General features: G+C 63.4%; 9 protein-coding genes. 2 read left to right on the top strand and 7 right to left on the bottom strand.

Going from position 1 to position 16,576, the window contains the following annotated elements; genetic code table 11:
* Nucleotides 1-29: 29 nt before the first annotated feature.
* The 7 genes from VFB18_RS15760 to VFB18_RS05215 all read right to left on the bottom strand — a co-directional run bounded on the left by VFB18_RS15760 (nucleotide 30) and on the right by VFB18_RS05215 (nucleotide 14,020).
* Entirely contained in the window at nucleotides 30-269 is a 240-nt protein-coding gene (locus tag VFB18_RS15760) for a class I SAM-dependent methyltransferase (RefSeq protein ID WP_414675648.1), read from the bottom strand.
* Between the two features lie 124 nt (nucleotides 270-393).
* A complete protein-coding gene (locus VFB18_RS05190; RefSeq protein WP_324971787.1) occupies nucleotides 394-579 on the bottom strand; it encodes a hypothetical protein in 186 nt (61 codons plus the stop codon).
* Nucleotides 580-1,067: 488 nt separating this feature from the next.
* Nucleotides 1,068-2,999: an asparagine synthase (glutamine-hydrolyzing) gene (gene asnB / locus VFB18_RS05195; protein WP_324971790.1), complete on the bottom strand. Its 1,932-nt coding sequence runs from the start codon at nucleotides 2,997-2,999 to the stop codon at nucleotides 1,068-1,070.
* Between the two features lie 1,026 nt (nucleotides 3,000-4,025).
* The gene (locus VFB18_RS05200) at nucleotides 4,026-10,199 is read right to left on the bottom strand and encodes a tetratricopeptide repeat protein (RefSeq protein WP_324971793.1); all 6,174 of its coding nucleotides are present in this window, start codon (nucleotides 10,197-10,199) and stop codon (nucleotides 4,026-4,028) included.
* 166 nt (nucleotides 10,200-10,365) lie between these two features.
* Nucleotides 10,366-10,986 (bottom strand): DUF1353 domain-containing protein, encoded by a 621-nt coding sequence (locus tag VFB18_RS05205; protein ID WP_324971796.1) that lies wholly within the window; start codon nucleotides 10,984-10,986, stop codon nucleotides 10,366-10,368.
* Nucleotides 10,983-13,151, bottom strand: coding sequence for a hypothetical protein (locus VFB18_RS05210; RefSeq protein ID WP_324971799.1), 2,169 nt, complete (start codon nucleotides 13,149-13,151; stop codon nucleotides 10,983-10,985). The genes VFB18_RS05205 and VFB18_RS05210 overlap by 4 nt, the downstream gene beginning before the upstream one ends.
* 119 nt (nucleotides 13,152-13,270) lie before the next feature.
* On the bottom strand, nucleotides 13,271-14,020 hold the full coding sequence (locus VFB18_RS05215) for an SGNH/GDSL hydrolase family protein (RefSeq protein ID WP_324971802.1): 750 nt from the start codon (nucleotides 14,018-14,020) through the stop codon (nucleotides 13,271-13,273).
* Nucleotides 14,021-14,501: 481 nt separating this feature from the next.
* On the opposite strand from VFB18_RS05215, the gene VFB18_RS05220 reads away from it, so the two are divergent.
* Both VFB18_RS05220 and VFB18_RS05225 read left to right on the top strand, forming a co-directional pair.
* A complete protein-coding gene (locus VFB18_RS05220) occupies nucleotides 14,502-14,654 on the top strand; it encodes a hypothetical protein (protein WP_324971805.1) in 153 nt (50 codons plus the stop codon).
* A 51-nt stretch (nucleotides 14,655-14,705) separates the two neighbouring features.
* Nucleotides 14,706-16,576, top strand: a 1,871-nt coding sequence (locus VFB18_RS05225; RefSeq protein ID WP_324971808.1) for a Crp/Fnr family transcriptional regulator, incomplete at its 3' end; no start/stop codon positions are given.

The following is a 16,576-nucleotide window of genomic DNA, read 5'->3' on the forward strand; positions in this document are numbered from 1 at the left end:
ATCCCCCCCCCCCCCCCGGCTTCAATGCCCTAAAGATGGCCGACTGCATTGTCGACAGGATCGAGATAGCGGAAAACCTCAATCGCATAAATGAAATCTTGGCTTAGATCGGGCACCGGCAATTCTGTCAGCGAGCCATCCTGCACACGTTCACGAGGCACCCACTCCAGCGCAAGCCTGCGCATCTCTGCGCTAGGTAGGTGCCGATGCCCGACCCGATATCCAAGCAATTGGCGCGCGGCATTAGACCCTCTACAACCTTGTTCCATTGCTCATCGATGAGCGCGCGGCCGTAGCGGAAGGGAGAATCATAGACCTTGTCGCTTGCATATTCGGCAGATAAATAGTCGGCCGTTTCGTCATGAACATCAACGGCGCGCTTTCGGGCCCAAGTCATACGAGGAACTCAGTGTTGGTGACGTCCTGTTCGGCGGCGCTACCGATGACCTCGCGCATGGCCGGCCACTCGATCCGCCACTCGCGGAGCTGCCGCAGGGCGGTGGCAAACGTCAGCCGAAAACCCGGCGAGTGTCTCTCCCGGCTCGAGCGCGCACCGGTGCGAAAAAGTGTGCGTGCCAATCTCCTGACCTGGGCATGAGAGGATCATGCGCGCAAGAGAAGCCCGAAATGAAAGGGATCGCGGCGCTCGTAGCACCCCCTTCCGCCGCATGTTCGGCTCGAGGCAAGAGCTCGTCCTTGCTTTCGCAGAGTAGTGCCCCCACAATCGCCCAGGTGGCCCTAATGCCCCGCCTCTGGAAGTCATCGAGCATGACAGGGATCGCCTCACGCCCTCCGAGAACATTTGACCCATAGCTCTCGCGCGTGGCGTGGTCCCGCGCCCCCGACATCAACCCATAATCAAGCGAAACAACGAAACTGCCCGGCAGGTTTCCCCTCATATCACTAGAATGCACCGCGAAATGGCGACGGGCAATGATCACGAAATGGTACCCGGCAGGTATTGACGTGGCCCCGTTTGCGCGGAATTTTCAGGCTTCAAATTGGCGGTAAGAAATCATACTTGCGGTCTCGAATTGAGGAAGTCTAAGCCAAATGTTGCGCCGCGTTTAAGAATTGGATGCGTTCCAGGACTCGAACATCAGTACGTTCCAAAGGAAGTACTGCCAATTGCGAGTGCCAGCTTGGTGCTCGGCCCATTTCTCAGCAATCGGCTTGCGCTCGAGCAAACCGGTTCCGTTGACCGACGGCGCGTTCAAAAGATCGGCTGCCCACTCTTTTAGCGGACCGCGCAGCCACTGATCGATGGGAACCCCAAACCCCATTTTCGGGCGCTCCAGCAGTTTTCTCGGCACAAATTTATAGGCGATCTGCCGCAACAGCCACTTGCCCTTTGCGTCCCGCAGCTTGAAACGCTGCGGCAGCCGCCACGAAAACTCGACCACCCGATGATCGAGAAGTGGCACGCGGACTTCTAGCGCCACCGCCATGCTGGCGCGGTCCACCTTGGCCAAAATGTCGTCCGGCAGATAAGTGAGCATGTCGAGATATTGCATCCAGGAGACATCGTCGGGAAAACGGTCCCCGACCGCTCTTGTGAACAGGCTTTCGTCCGGTGCAGCTGCACCCTTCACGAGTGCGGATGCGTCCAGCCATTGCGTAACCAGATGCCGATAGAAGCCGATCGAGTCGTCCGCCAGGACGTCGGCAAATTTGTGAATCTTGTCACCCAGCAAGCGCGGGCGCATTCTCTCTGGCACGATACGCGACATGTAATCCCAGACACCGGGCGGAACTGCCGTCATCGCTCCTGCCGTCGCTTGTCGCACTGGTTTCGGTAAGGTGCGCATGAGCTTGGCCAGCGCAAGGCCCTGTCCATACCGGTTATAGCCAGCGAATACCTCGTCTCCACCGTCGCCCGAGAGTGCAACCGTCACATGGCGCCGCGTCATCTCCGACACGAGATAAGTCGGAATCTGCGATGAGTCGGCGAACGGTTCGTCATAAATGTCATGCAATCTGGGAATGACCGCCTGTGCCTCTGCCGGCGTTACGTAAAGCTCCGTGTGCTCGGTGGCCAAATGGGTTGCGACGAGCTTGGCATGAGCGGCCTCATCATATGCGGGCTCGCGGAACCCGACCGAAAAGGTGCGGATTGGCCTGGCGCTGTTAGCTTGCATCAGAGCGGCGACTGTCGAGGAGTCGATTCCACCCGATAAGAACATGCCGAGCGGCACGTCTGCCACCATGCGCCGCCGCACTGCATCGGCCAGCAGGGTCTCAAGTGCCTCCTGTGCCTCTCTGTCGGAGACATCGAGTAGTGATGACTGACCGCGCGCGGCTACATCCGACAGGGACCAATATGTGGCGTATCTGATCTCGGCGTCTTCACCACATTCGATGAGCGTTCCTGGCGCAAGCTTCTTGATGCCCCGATAGATGCTCATCGGCATGGGCACGTAGCCGTAGCGAAGAAACAAAGCGAGCGCCCCGCGATCGATCTCGCCATGCCAGCCAGGTATGGCCTTTAGCGCTTTGAGTTCAGAGGCGAAGATGAGGTAGCCACCGGCGCGCCCCCAATAGAGGGGTTTGATGCCGAGCCGGTCGCGCGCAAGAGTGAGAGTGCGCGTGGTACGATCCCATGCGGCGAAGGCGAACATACCGATAAGGCGCTCGAGCGTCCGCGACACGCCCCACGCGGCAAAGCCTTCAACCATCACCTCTGTATCGGAATGCCCACGGAACTTGCGCCCAGCGGCCTCAAGCTCGGCGCGAAGTTCCGTCGCGTTATAAACCTCACCATTATAGCTGATCACAAACCGGCCACAGCTCGAAACCATCGGCTGCGCGCCCGCGGGACTTAAATCGATGATGGCAAGCCGTGTATGCCCCAAGGCAATGCCGACCTCGGCATCGACCCAAACGCCTTGGCCATCAGGGCCACGATGATGAAGACAATTGGCCATACGCGAGGCAAGCCCGCACAGCTCTTCGGCCCCGGATTCCTGTTTCAGGTCAAACAGACCCGCAATCCCGCACATTCACCCTCTTTCAAAAAGCAGCGGGAACCAGACCACGATCAGTATCCATAACGCAAACGCAATGGAAAGCTTAAGCATGAGACCATGCGAAAATATCGCCGAGGCATCTCAGTTTTCCACCTAAGGTCCTCCCTCACATTTTCGATGGCCGGCGGATGGTACCGGACCCCGTTTCCGTAAAGCTGATGTCGATTATCGCATGCATCATTTGTCCCGGAGCGCCGAGATTTCGAAACTATCTTTGCAAGCAAGCCTTCAACTTCCGAAATGGGTGCGTGTACCAGATCTTCATACCTTAGGTGAACATATTGGTTGGGATACATCATTCCGAATAGCTCGCAGCTCAAGTTGGCGAATGACCACCCGAGCACGGTCCAGCCACAGAGGAGCATGTCGGAGTAAAGCCGCCGATTCGATTTGTCTTTAATGCGCTTTCTTTTCACAAGAGACCAACACACGCCCGCTGGCTGCCGCGTGAGATGGATCAAAAAGAATTCGCCATCGAGCATGCGCCGGAGCCGAAAGGGGCTGCTTAGCGATCCCCAAGCGGTCTTTGAAGAATCGACAATTGCGGAATAGCGGTCGCCAAAACTTTGGATGAGCATAGCCACAATTTGAGCATGCGTCCGCCTTTGCGCAGGCAGGAACCGCCAAACGGGACATGCTTCGGGCTTTTGACCGCACGTGCACTTCCGCTTCTTTCTCTTGCGGACCGTACCCACCACCTCCCCACAGGCCAAAAGGTCAGAACTACGGGTGAGCAAATATTCGAGCAGCGTGCTGCCACTGTGGCCATAGCCACCGATATAAACGAGCTTCGTCATCAATACGTCGTTCTTCGCACCTGCCCTCTACTGACGGCCGACGATTGTGGATACAGTCCGCGCAAAAAGCGAATGGAATTTGGCGCCGTACGAAACGGCTGGTTGCGCCGGTCGGGGACTTGTCGCCCCAAGCGGAGCTCTCGATCCTGCAAGTCCGCTCTGCCTATCCGCTATCTGTGAAAGAGATCAGCCCGGTTAGGCGCTATTGCGAGCTGCCGTTGCGCAAGGACAGGAAGTAATCTTTCCAGCCCTTTTGCGTGTCGGTGAGCTGTCCATCGGCATCGAGCGAGGCGAGAATCGCAAGTCCCTGGTCGATCGCCTTGTCTTTCTTGTCGCCGCTTGCGATCTCGGCGATCTTGTAGAGTGCGACCACGAGATCGGTCATGGCGTCGACCGTGGCACCGTCGGCCTGGGCGAGCGCCGAGCGGATCGTGAGCTCCTCGTCAAAGGCCGCGAGCGCCCCGTCGACGTCGCCGCCCTTTGATCTCGCATCGCCGACCTTCTCCAGGCTGTAAGCCACGTTGCGCTTGGCGGAATCGTCATTCTGATCGGCGGCGAGCAGCTTGCGCGCGATCGACAGGCCTTCCTGGTAGTCGGCCAGCGCCCCGCTCGTATCGCCGATGGCAAGGCGCGTGTCGCCGACCTTGTTCAGACTGTACATCTCCTCACGGAAACGCTGCGCATTGCCCGCCTCCTCCTCGGCGGCACGCCGGTCGATCGACAACATCTCCTCGTAGGCGGCGAGCGCACCCGGCTTGTCGCCCGCGTTGAGCTTGACGTTGCCGAGCTTCTCGAGAGCGATCGAAACATCGCGGCGCGTCGAGATGCTGTCGTCCGCCTTGGCGAGATCGCGCGCGATCGTCACGCTTTCCTCGATGGCGGCAAGGGCCCCGTCGGTGTCGCCGGCGTTGTTCTTCACGTCGGTGATCTTGTTCAGATCGAGCATCAGGACGCGCTTGCGCTTGAGGTCGGATGGATCGGCGGCGGCCGCCTCACGGTCGATCGAGAGCATCTCGTCGTAACTGGCAAGCGCGCCCTGCGCGTCGCCGGAATCGCGCTTGACGTCGCCCATCCACTCGATGGTGGTCGAAAGGCTCTGCTTCTCGCCGATGTCGCCGCTATTGACCGCGACCAGGCGCTTGCGAATGTCGACGGCTTCCTGATAGGCGGCGAGCGCCCCTTGCTTGTCATCGAGCGCCACTTTCACCTTGGCTTGCTTCTCCAGCGCGAAGGCGACGTCTCGCTGCCAATCGGCGTTGTTCGGGTCGGTCACGGCGATATGGCGGGCAATGGCGAGAGCCTCTTCCGCCGCGCCCAGCGCCGCGTCGGAGTCGCCGCCATTGAGCTTGACGTCGGCGATCTTCTTGAGGTCGAACGAGACCACTCGCTGCCGCTTGGTGTCGCCGATATTGGCGGCGGCGAACTCGCGATCGATGGCCAGCATCTCGGTGTAGGCGGCAAGTGCGCCTTGTGCATCGTCCGAGTCGCGCTTGATATCGCCCACCCATTCGAGCGTGGTCGAGAGGCTCTGTTTCTCGTCGGCGTTGCTCGGGTCGGCGGCGACGAGCTTGCGGCGGATGCCGAGGCTCTCCTCGAACAGGGTGAGGGCGCCCGCCTTGTCGCCCGCACTCAGCTTGAGCTTGGCGATCCGCTCGAGTCCGATCGCCACTTCGCGCTGCTGATCCATGTTGTTGGGGTTGGCCGCGGCGAGCTTGCGGTCGTTGGCCAGCATCTCCTCGTACATGCTGAGCGCCGCAGCGTTGTCGTTCTCGCCCTGCTTGAAGTCGCCGATTTTCTCGAGCGTCGCCGAGATGCCCTGCTGCCACCTCTTGTTGGCTTTGTCGGCGTCGGCGAGCTTGCGGCGGATGGCGAGGCTCTCCTCATAATCGGCAAGCGCGCCCGCTTTGTCGCCCGAGCGGAGCTTGGTCGCGGCGAGGTCCTCGAGGCTCACCGATACGTCGTATTGATAGTTAGCGTTCGTCGCGTCCGCCTCGGCCAGGCGCCGCGCGATAGCAAGGCTCTTCTCGTAGACCGTGAGCGCGCTGGCATTGTCGTTCCAGCTGACAAGGATGGTGCCGAGGTCGCGGCAGCGGTCGATCGCCTCGGCATAGGCCGCGAGCGCCGCCGCCTTGTCGCCCCCCGCCTTCTTGGCATCGGCAATCTTCTCGAGCGTGGTTACCGTGTCCCAAGCGACTCTGGTGTTGGATTTGTCGGCCTCGGCCAGACGGCGGCGGATGTCGTAGCTCTCTTGATACGCGGCGAGCGCGCCGTCGGCGTCCTTGAAGGCGAGCTTGGCGTCGCCGAGCTTGTTCAGGCTGATCGCCACGTTGCTCTTGAGCCGCGTGTTGTTGGCGTCTGCCGCGGCGAGCTTGCGGTCAATGACCAGCATCTCCTCATACGCGGCCAGCGCGCCCTGATTGTCGCCGAGCGTCCGCCTGGTATCGCCAACCTTCTCGAGGATCAGCGAGATGTCCTCCTGCCGCTGCGTGTTGTCGTCGATCTCGGCGAGATGGCGGCGCACCTTCAGGCTTTCCTCGTAGCTCGCGAGCGCGCCCTTGTTGTCGGCGAGCGCCACCATCGCGTCGCCCACCCGGCTTAGGCTGATCGACATGTTGCGCTGCCAGGTGGTGTTGTCGGGTTCGGCGCCCACGAGATAGCGGTCGACTCCCAGCATCTCCTGATAGGCGGCAAGCGCTCCGTCCTTGTCTCCTGCCGCGAGCTTGAGATCGCCGATCGGCTCGAGATTTTCGGCCACCGCGAGCTTCCATTTGCCCTCGTCTGTCTTGGGCAACGCCCTACGGATGGCGAGACTCTCCTCTTGCGCTGCGAGCGCGCCCTGACTGTCGCCGGCGTCGCGCTTGACCACGCCGAGCTTGGTGAGGGCGGCAGAAAGATCGCTCTTGAGACCGAGATCGTTGGGGGCGGCCGCGAGCAACTTGCGAGCGATCTCGACGTTTTCCTCGAAGGCCGCGAGCGCTCCTTGATTGTCGTCGTTGTTGCGCTTCACGTCGCCGATGCGCTGCAGCACATAGGCCACGTCGGCGATCCATTGCGTGTTGTCCGGCTCGAGCTCGGCGATGCGTTTGCGTATGGCGAGACTGTCTTCGTAGCTCGCGATCGCGCCCTTGACGTCGCCGGAATCGCGTTTCACGTCGCCGATACGGCTCAAGCTGAACGAGAGATCGCGCTGGAGCGCGATATTGGTCGCATCGGCCTCTGCCAAGCGCCGCTGAATGTTGGCGCTGTCCTCGTAGGCGGCCAGCGCTTTCTGGTTATCGCCGGCGGCGAGCCGCGCATCGCCGACGCTGCTCAGATTTGCCGCGATGTCGCGCTCGAGCGCCGCGTCGCCCCGGTTGGCGACCTGCAGCGCGCGGCGCACGATGAGGCTCTCGCCGTAAGCATCGAGCGCGCCGGCATTGTCCCCGGATTCGAGCTTGGCGTCGCCGAGAAGCGTAAGCGTCGTGGCGAGCTGCTTCTGATACTCGACATTGCTCTTGTCGGAGGCGGCGAGGGCGCGCGCGATTTCGAGCCCCTTGTTGTAGTCCTCGATCGCACCCTTCTGGTCGCCGCCCCTGAGCTTTGCCGTGCCCATGGCATCGACCGCGAGCAGGATGTCGTATTTGAGCGCGACATTGGCCTTGTCCTGCTCGGCGAGCGCCGTCCTGATGTCGTAGCATTCCTTGAGAGCTGCGAGCGACGCGACGGGATCGTGCGAGCGGATCTCCAAGTCGCCTACCGTGAACAGCACGGCGGCAAGCTCGCGCTGATGCGCGGGCGAGGGATCCTCCTTCACCAGATCGCGCTTGGTAGCGAGAATCTTCTCGTAAACGGCGAGCGCCCCAGTTGCATCGCCCGCGCCGAGCTTGAGGTCACCGATCCGTTCGAGCGTGAGCGTGGCATCCTGCGAACGCTCGTTGGTCTTGCTCATCTCGGAGATGTGAAGCCTGATTTCGAGGCTCTTGACCGTGCTCTGCGCGGCTTCTGCCTGCTCGCCTTCGGCCGCGTGGGTCGAGGCGAACTCCTCGAACATGGTGGCCTGCATGCCGAGCAGTTGCTCGTCGTCGGGCGCCTCCGCCACGGCGCTGTCGAGTGTTTTGCTTACCTGGTCGAAGATCTTTTTGCGCGACTCCGCCCGCATGCCCTCGACATTGCGTAAGCCCCGCGCGATGTCGGTCACGAGCGCGCCGGCCACGTCGAAATTGCGCTTGGCGCGCTGCTCGGCCTGCCAGGCGCGAATACCCGCGAGCGTGGCCCCGACCGCGAGCACGGCGAACACCACGGCCGAGGCGCCGATGAGCCGCTGGCGGAACCGCGCGCGCTTGCCCGACGCGGTGATGAAGGCGAGCGTCTGCGGCGCCAGTTCGCCCGGGTAACGCTTGGCGATGCTCTCCGCCTCGGCGAGCGGCACGCCCTTGGGGATCAGGAGATCGCGCTTCTTCTCGCTCTTCTCCCACCGCCTCTCGAGCGCTTCGACGTCGTCGCGGATGCGATAGAACTCGGCATTGGCGGCGACGATCTCCTTCGCCCTTTTCCAGTTCTCGAGCACGCGCTGATGGGCGAGCCGGATGGTCGCGTTCTGCTCGCTGCCCGAAGAGAGCAGGATGCGGGCGTTGACCAGCGCTCGCACGAGGCGTTCTGCCGCCTCGTCGTAGGCCGCCTCCTTGAGCGGCACCGACAGTGTAGCAAGCCCGCTGGTCTGGGCGCCGGTCTGGGTCGTCTGTGCCGAGGCGGCGAGCTGGCGCAACAACCGCGGCAGCCGCTCCTGCTCCTCCTTGCCAAGCACGGCGACTGCCCGTTCGCCCTCGCGATCGATGGCGCCGGCAAGCCCTCCGAGCGCGTCATAGGCCTCGAGCGTGAGCCTCGTTTCGCCGCCCTCGTTCACCCGCTGTTCGAACAGGAAGTTCAAGGTGAACTGGAGGAGGGGCAGCATGTCGGGCCGATCGACGTCGTGGATCAGCCGCTCGTCGAGTCGCTCCCCGGTCTTCGGGTCGGTTTCGTAGACGAGGCCGGCGGCAACGGCGGGGCCCCGGATGATCTCGTCGATCTCGGTGGCGCCAGGAGGCGCAAGGTCGTAGGTCGCGCCCTTGCTCTTGAGCGCGAGCAACTCGGGCTCTTTCAGAAAGCGCTCGTAGAGATCGGCACGGAGCGTGGTGATGATCCATACCCGCTCCGTGGCCACGAGCTCCGCGAGGAGCTTTGCGAAACGCGACCGATCGGTTTCGCTCACCTGACCCGAGAACAATTCGTCGAGCTGATCGACGACGATGAGCAGATCGGCCCGCACCGGCCGATCGAAGCCGCTCTTCTTCTGCTCGCTCTCGCCGATCTTGTCGAGCGTACGCACGATTGGCTTGACGCTCGCCGTATCGGCATGGGCGAGCAGATTGGCGAGCTCGGCCGGCGTCGAGTAGTCGCTCTCGGCCATCTCGGGCAACGCTGCGAGCGGGCACTCGTCTTCGAAGTCGGACTCCTTGTCGAACAGATGCGTGGCGAGAGTAGCGATCGGGGCTGCGTTTTCCCCCGGCCGCATAAGCGCGACGCGCCAGAGATCGACCGACGGCACAACGCCCGGCGCCGTCAGTCGTGGCACGAGGCCGGCGAGCGCGAGCGAAGATTTGCCCGACCCGCTCGCCCCGACGACGAGCAGGAAGGGCGTACCGCGCTCGCTCGCGTCTTTCAGCGCATCGACCGCCTTGGTGATGTCGCGCGAGCGGCCGAAGAACACTGGCGCGTGTTTGGCGCCGAACGCGGCAAGTCCTCTGAACGGCGACCCCTTGATGTCGACGGGCCACAATACCGAGCGGCCCTTGAGCACCTTCTCCTCGAGCCAGGCGCGCAACAGCTTCTCGATCTCGACCTCGAACTCGTCGGTGCTCTTGAAATTGTGGAAGGCGAGCTTGAACTTGCCGTCGGCGGTCTGGAACCAATTCTTGAAGAAAGACTTGAGCCGCCCCCATTGCTCGGTCACGAGCTTGTTGGTCGCCTCGTCATCGAGTTTGACCGTCGGCGGCTCGGTAAAGCGGAACACATAGACGTCGGGCACCGACTTGTTCTTGCTCGCCTCGATCGCGGTCAGGATCTCGTACGCCGTGCCAGAGGGATAGGGCTCCCCGTTCGGCATGGTGGGAAAGTCGGGCGGGAGCTCGGTGCCGAGGCGATGGCGCAGGATGGCGACGACGATATCGCAGGCCGAGGCCTCGGGGATCTGCTGCTGGAAAGTCGCGCGCGCCTGATAAAAGGCGTTCTCCCAGCGGATCGCTTCGAGCTTGGCAATACCTTGAAATTCGCCGTTGAGGCGCGCGACCACGCGCTCGACGCGCATGCGCTCGAAATGCGTATCCCCGGGAGAGGAGACGAAGACGCGAACCGTTTTCATCGAACGGCCGGAGCCATAACCTGCAAGACCACCTCCTGTGGAGTATAGTCTTCCCGAACGTCTCCCCATAGACGTTCGGTTACCTTGGTTAGTCTTCGCTCCTGAAAGGCGATCTCGCCTGAAATCGTGGCGAGACCGCGGCGCGCCGCATGAAGATTTGGCAAGCCTATTGGCCCGCGTGCCCCGGCGCAAGCGCGATGGTCTTGGCCTTGGCAACGAGGTCGTCGAGATCGGGATTGTCCTTCTCGACCAATTGTTCGAGTTCCCTGACCACCTGCGTCTGCCGCTCTGCACTCGCTTGAATCGGAGCTGCGTGCTGGCCTGGCAGAGTGCCCGGCCCCCAGCGCGGGCCGAACAGGTAGACCGCGCCGTACATGATCTTGGCGGTCTTCTCGTCCACATTCGCCGCGCGCATGGCGTAGTAGAACACCTGGTGCGTGTCCTGCCAGCTGCGCTCTTTGCGGTCGCAATAGTAGTCGTGGATCACGGCCGCTTGGCGGTAGTTTCCGGTAAATGGCGGGTACAAGGCCCACAGCACCGCAGGCACCGAGGCCCCATCGGTTTGATAGCCGGTCGGCACGTCCCACTCCCGCCCCTCCGGATCGACGAAGGAATAAGGCTCGAGCAGCGTCACCTTGCGGCCGTCGGTATTGTCGAACTCGGCGACGAACTTGCCCACATAGTGGCCGTAATTGTCCTCGGCGCCGGCGCGCGTGGCGCAGGCCGATAGTGCGGCGGCGGCAACGATGAGGAACGAACGTCTGTTCATGGCGTCAACGCGGCTCAAGACGCCGCCGCCTTCTTCTCGCTGACATGCATCGCGGTCGCGACGTAGCGGAGACAACCTGTCTCGGCGAGAAACGGCTGCTGCGACCACATTCCGAAGCACGGCGGCGCCGCGTATTTCATTACCGTGCTCTTGGCCGGCGTCCGCTCCCTGGTCACTCGGTTATAGTAGGTGCGGGTCACGGTAAGGCCCGACACTGCCTCGTCGGCGGCTTCGAGTGCCTTGTCGAGCGAGGCTTGCGTCGAATAGTCGGCGTTTTGCAGGATGCCGAGGAACTGGTCGTAGGCGGCTAGCACGCGCTGTTTGTCGGCGTCGTCGGTGATGTCGAGAAATCCCGACTTGAACAGCAGAGAGCCTTTGACTTGATCGCTCGAAAGGAGGCCGAGCAAGAGGCCGGTCGCCGCCTTCGCCGAGAAGCCGGCAAGGAGCGCCTGACCATTTTGGCTCATAGGATCCTTCTCGCTGAGCAACATCCGCACCGACTCCTTCACGCTGTCGTCGCCTTGCGTATAGGCGCGCGCAATGTCGGCGGCGATCGCCTTGGCGACCGCATCCCGCGGCATATAGAGACGGAGCAGGCCCCAGGCAAGCGTCGCCACCGTCATCGGGCGCGCGATCAGACCCTCCTTGTTCTTCGGGCGGTAGGCCTGCCAGCCCTTGACGTCCTCGTCGATGAAATCGAGCGCCACACCCTGGCGATCGGTCGCGGCGAGGATAAGCGCCTGGTCGCTCGAGATGCCGCCGCCGCTCTCGCCGAGCTGCATGAGGTACTCCCAGCCGATCGATGGGTGCTTGCGCCGCTCCTCCGGGGTCATGCCGGCATAGCCCGGCGCGCTGATGAAGTTTGCGATCAGCTTGCCGAACGGCGTGTCGCCGTAGCGGCTCTTCTTGAGCAGGGTCCCCCCCGTCTCGTCTTCCTGCGGGCCGAGATTGGCGACGACATATTGTCCTTCGGCGCAATAGAACGCGCCGTGATCGGCGAGGAACTTGTCGGCGTCGAGCAGCGCTAGGGCCGCCGCCACCTCACGCGCCGATTGCTGGCTGTACACTTCGAGCGGATTGTACATGTAGTCGCGATATTGCGGGTCGGGATCGCGATCGGCGAAGGGGACGAGCATCGCCGAGCAGCAATCCCACATATCGGCGTTGTGGTAATAGGCCCTGAGGTCCTTCTCCGGGATGGGGTCTTCGACGCCGGCGCTGTAATCGATGACGAAGAGGTGGGCGTTGTAGTCGCGGTTGGCGGCGCCGAGCTGGCCGTAATTGCTCGGCCAGTCGCTCTTGACCGACATCGGCTTGCCCTCGAAGTCGAACCCTTCCGAGAACCCGCCCACGTGGGTCGCGCCGGCCACGCCGTCGGCCACGATCTCGTCAGGCCTGCCGCCTTGCGCTTGATGGTTGAAATGCACCATCTGTTTGATGAGCCGCATGTTCCTCGCGGCGAGCGTGTCGACGATCCTGTCGATGTGGGAATGCCCGATATCGATTTCCTGGCCGTTCACCGTGTCCTCGCCATAGAACACGATGCGATTGCCGAGCGCACTGCCGATCCTGTGCTGATGCGCCGGCGTGCGCACGACGACCACCTCGCTCAGCGCATCGATCAGCGGCTGCGACACGGAAGGAGGCGCCCCCATGGCCTTGACCATCCCCGCTACGACCGCTTTCACCGGCAGAAGCGTCTTGCCTTGATAGAGCTCGCCCGCCGCCTGGAACGGTCCGACCAAGGGCTTGCCGCTTGCATCGCGCGGCTCGGCGACAAACGGATTGAAGTCGCGGTTCAACACCTCGAGGCTGAGCGCCTCGTCGGCCGGAATGACGATGTCGGCGAGTTCGGGCGGTAGCTCGACGGCGAGACCGACGGGATCGAGCCTGCCCGTCTCGATCTTGCCCGAGCGGGCAACCTGAATGCCTCCGAGGTCGATTGGAGAGGAATCGCGCAGCGCCGAATTCAGCCGCTTGCGAAGGCTCGCCTCGACCATGTCCCAGCGCGCCGGCGCGACGAACTGCCAATCGGAGGGAAGGCCGTGCCGCGCCGATTGCTCGAGCATCTGGTCGGGATTGGCGGCGGCGGTTTCGGAGGCGGCGCCGAGAGCCTTGCGCGCCAGCGAGGACAGCAGCACGCCCGACGCGCCGAGGGCCTTGAGCACAGTGCGACGATCCATGCGACCTCACCTCGATCCTTGAACAGATCCGCGCCCGCCCCTCGCGCTTGCTAAAATAGCCGTCCGCCGGAGTTCGGCCAAGCAGGGCTTGCGCGGGTGCGGTAACCCTCGGGGACCTGTTACGCCTTGCTGGTGAACACCTCCGAACGGCCCTTGCGCCAGTCGTAGTCGGCGGCGAACGCCGCGATCGCGTCGGCGATCTTCGCGCCTCCCGTCACCGAAGGCTCGATTGGGGTGGCAAGGTCCTGATCGGTGCGACAGATGAGCCTGAGATCGATCAGCGCAAGCCCGCGCGCCGAAGCCTCGCGCGTGATGCATTCGTTGAAGATGGCAAGCCCAACCGATGCGACCCGCCTCTCCGCTAGGTCCGGAAGCCGGGCATCGTAGATGGTGCAGACCGCGGTCGGCAGACCTCTCGCCGCCACCTCGTCGAGCAAGTCGGTATAGTCGCGCCTGAATTGCTCGCGCACGACCGCCAGCCGCCCCAACGCCTCCGCAACCGAGCCAGCACTTTCGTCGAGCACGTTGATGCAATGAAGCGCATCGTTCCCTCCGGCGCTCACCACGAGGTGCGTAGCGTCATACGGCATGCTCTTGAGCTGGCGCCTGACGGCGGAAGCGACGGAGCCGTCGATGGCCGCAAGCGTCGCCTTGCTTCCTTCCGGCAGACGCGCCCGAAGCTGGGTCACGACGTCGGGGCCGCCTTGCACGTAGGTCGTATTGTCGAGGATGGAATCGCCGAGCAGTACGATATGCCGGGCGGCGCCGTCCGCTGCCGCGACTCGCGCAGGCACGGACAACGCTGCCGCCGCTGCTGCGGTGGCAGCGTTGGTAAGGAAGCTGCGGCGGCTGGCGGGAGTGGTAAGCATTTACGTCTCCTTCGGTTCAGACACGGCACGCGACGCGCCCGCCCCAAGCGCGTCCCCTACCCTAGAGAAAAGGGTGCGGGCGCAAGGCGGGGGGACCTCGCGCCCGCTACGCTGAAAGGGAGGGGTACTGACAGGCCGGGCAGGAGCGGACCCGGGCCCATTGACCCTTTCAGCTCATCGGCGCCGACTCGGTGGGACAAGCGGTACGCCGATCGGTGTTACGCACACGTCAGTTTTCGTTGGCCTTATGGAGCTAGGGAGCCCCGCTGGCATCCTTCAGATGTGGAGCGCGCTTCGGCCCGTTTGTGAGGAGCCTCACAAACCGCGCAGGCAGGGCCTGGCTACGGCGCCGCGCTAAGCGCGTTGGAGCTCTGTGAGCCCCCTCACAATGCGGACCATCGCCCTATGGCAGGGTGAGGCTCGGAAAGGCGCGGGCCTGAAGGCTCGTGCCCGTCATCGATTTGCAACAGGAGTGAACCCCATGTTCAAGCTCAGCCATCTCGGCCTCGCGGCGCTCGGCCTTCTCGGCCTCTCCGTGCCCCTCGCCGCCCTGACCGGCTACGACAGCCCGGCCTGCGGCTGGTCTGCGGTCTGGAGCTTCACCGGTATCCACTACCAGTATGTCTGCTTCTAGCTCATGAACGTCGTTTTTCCCGCATCGGCGCGCTTGGTCGGCTGCCTACAAATGGACTACCCTCTCGTCCTGCCGGCCAAGGCTCCGATCAGGATGCAAGATACACTCCCCGACCTGGTCGCCAGGTCAGCGCTGATGCGTGGAACGAGCGATGCCGCGCTCTCGCTTCTCAAGCGGGCGCGGCTGTCCTTACGCACGCTCGCTGCGGGCGAGACCGTGTTCCGTCCCGGCGACGTCGCCGAGGCCGTTTACCTCTTGCTCGGCGCACGGACGGGCGCCGATGGGCTCGACGTCGATCCCCTGGTGCAGGTCGAATTGAAGCCCGCCTCGGGCAAGCGTCTCCTTCGCTTCGAGCGCATCGTTCACGGCGAGATCTTCGGCGAGCTCGAATTTCTCGAGCAGGGTATGCTGTCCAAGGGCGCCAAACGCACAACTTCCGCCTTCGCGCTCACACCCGCCGCGGTGGTTTCCCTTCCCCTCACCCTCTTTGCCGAATTGACCGAAATCGACGGCGTGCTCCGCTCCCGCGTCATCCGCATAGGCTCGCAGCGTCTCGTGGCGGCGCTGATGCAGCAGCACGAGAAGGTGCATACCTACCCCGATCTTCTGCTCGCCGACTGGCTGGTCGAGCTTTCCGCCGATATCGGCATCGCCGAGGGCAATCGCGTTCGCTTTCCGCGCAAGATCGCGCAGAAACACATCGCCGCCGACCTCGGCGTCAGCCGCGAAACCATCAGCCGCCGCCTCAATGAGTGGGAGCGCTCGGGCCTGCTCCGCACCGGCGCGCGCAGCCAGCAGATCGAGATCCTCGACTATCAGCGCATCAGCCGGCTGGCCAGCCTGCGCTCGGCGCGGAGCCGCGGCGCGCTCGAACGGACCATCGACGACATTGACGCGGCGATCGCCTGCGGCGAGGTGATCAGGGCACGCAATATCGGCCTCGACATCATGCGCTATTACCCATCGAGCCCCGAATTGATCCATCGCACCGCGCTTGCCGCGGCCCGTGGCGGCGATGCGCGCGGCGCTCTTGAGCTCCTCGTACGCTCCGGCCTCCCCATGAAGGAGCCGTTAAGCGCGCTCGAGGATGCCGTGAGCAAGGCGCGCAAGAATCCGTTCCTGCCGATGGACCGCATCGTGTCCGAGCCCTTCGTCGATGACGGTTATGGGGATGACGAGGGCGAGGCTGCTGCGGATGTAGCGAGCGAGCGCGAGGGGGAACGCGAAGCTCAGCTCGTCGAGGACCTCGCCGCACTCAATGCGCGTCTCCTCAAGGAGCACGCCTTCGAGGCCTCACGTCCGTCCGAGCGCAAGAAGCACGCCATGGCCTCGTTCGAGGCCTATCACGGCCTCTACGAGCACAGTCACGGCTTCTATCCGGGGGTCAACGCCGCCACCATGGCGCTCATCGCCGGCAACGCCGAGGTGGCCCGGCAGATCGCAGCCGGGCTGATCGACACGCTCGACGCCGGCGCTACCGACTACTGGCCGCTCGCGAGCCTCGCCGAGGCTCTGCTCATCGTTGGGCGGGAGACCGAAGCGAAAGACGTGCTGGCGAGCGCGAGCGGGGCAAGGGGGGCTGACGATGGGGCCAAGGCTTCGACAATTCTTCAGTTCAGGCGGCTCGGCACTGTGCTCGACGCCGATATCGAGGCGCTGGTGAGCGCCCTTGCCCCGCGCAGCGTTGCGGTATTCTCGGGCCATCTGTTCAGGGGCACCGAGCTCGACGAGAATGCGCAAGGAGCGATCGAAGCCGATATTCGCGCGGCCGCCGAGCCCCTGATGGCCGAGCACAATGCCGGCATCGTCTACGGCGCGCTCGCCTCCGGCACCGACATCATCCTCGCCGAGATCGCGCTCGCCTCGGGCGCCGAGCTCGACGTCGTGCTGCCCTTCCCGACCGAGCGCTTCATCGAGACTTC

It is taken from the genome of Methyloceanibacter sp. (assembly GCF_035650995.1).
Taxonomy (GTDB): domain Bacteria; phylum Pseudomonadota; class Alphaproteobacteria; order Rhizobiales; family Methyloligellaceae; genus Methyloceanibacter.

What these genes read in the sequence shown, in the direction of transcription:
- VFB18_RS15760 (WP_414675648.1), bottom strand. Translation starts at nt 269, where the DNA reads ATGGAACAAGGTTGTAGAGGGTCTAATGCCGCGCGCCAATTGCTTGGA.
- asnB (WP_324971790.1), bottom strand. Translation starts at nt 2,999, where the DNA reads ATGTGCGGGATTGCGGGTCTGTTTGACCTGAAACAGGAATCCGGGGCC.
- VFB18_RS05200 (WP_324971793.1), bottom strand. Translation starts at nt 10,199, where the DNA reads ATGAAAACGGTTCGCGTCTTCGTCTCCTCTCCCGGGGATACGCATTTC.
- VFB18_RS05210 (WP_324971799.1), bottom strand. Translation starts at nt 13,151, where the DNA reads ATGGATCGTCGCACTGTGCTCAAGGCCCTCGGCGCGTCGGGCGTGCTG.
- VFB18_RS05215 (WP_324971802.1), bottom strand. Translation starts at nt 14,020, where the DNA reads ATGCTTACCACTCCCGCCAGCCGCCGCAGCTTCCTTACCAACGCTGCC.
- VFB18_RS05220 (WP_324971805.1), top strand. Translation starts at nt 14,502, where the DNA reads ATGTTCAAGCTCAGCCATCTCGGCCTCGCGGCGCTCGGCCTTCTCGGC.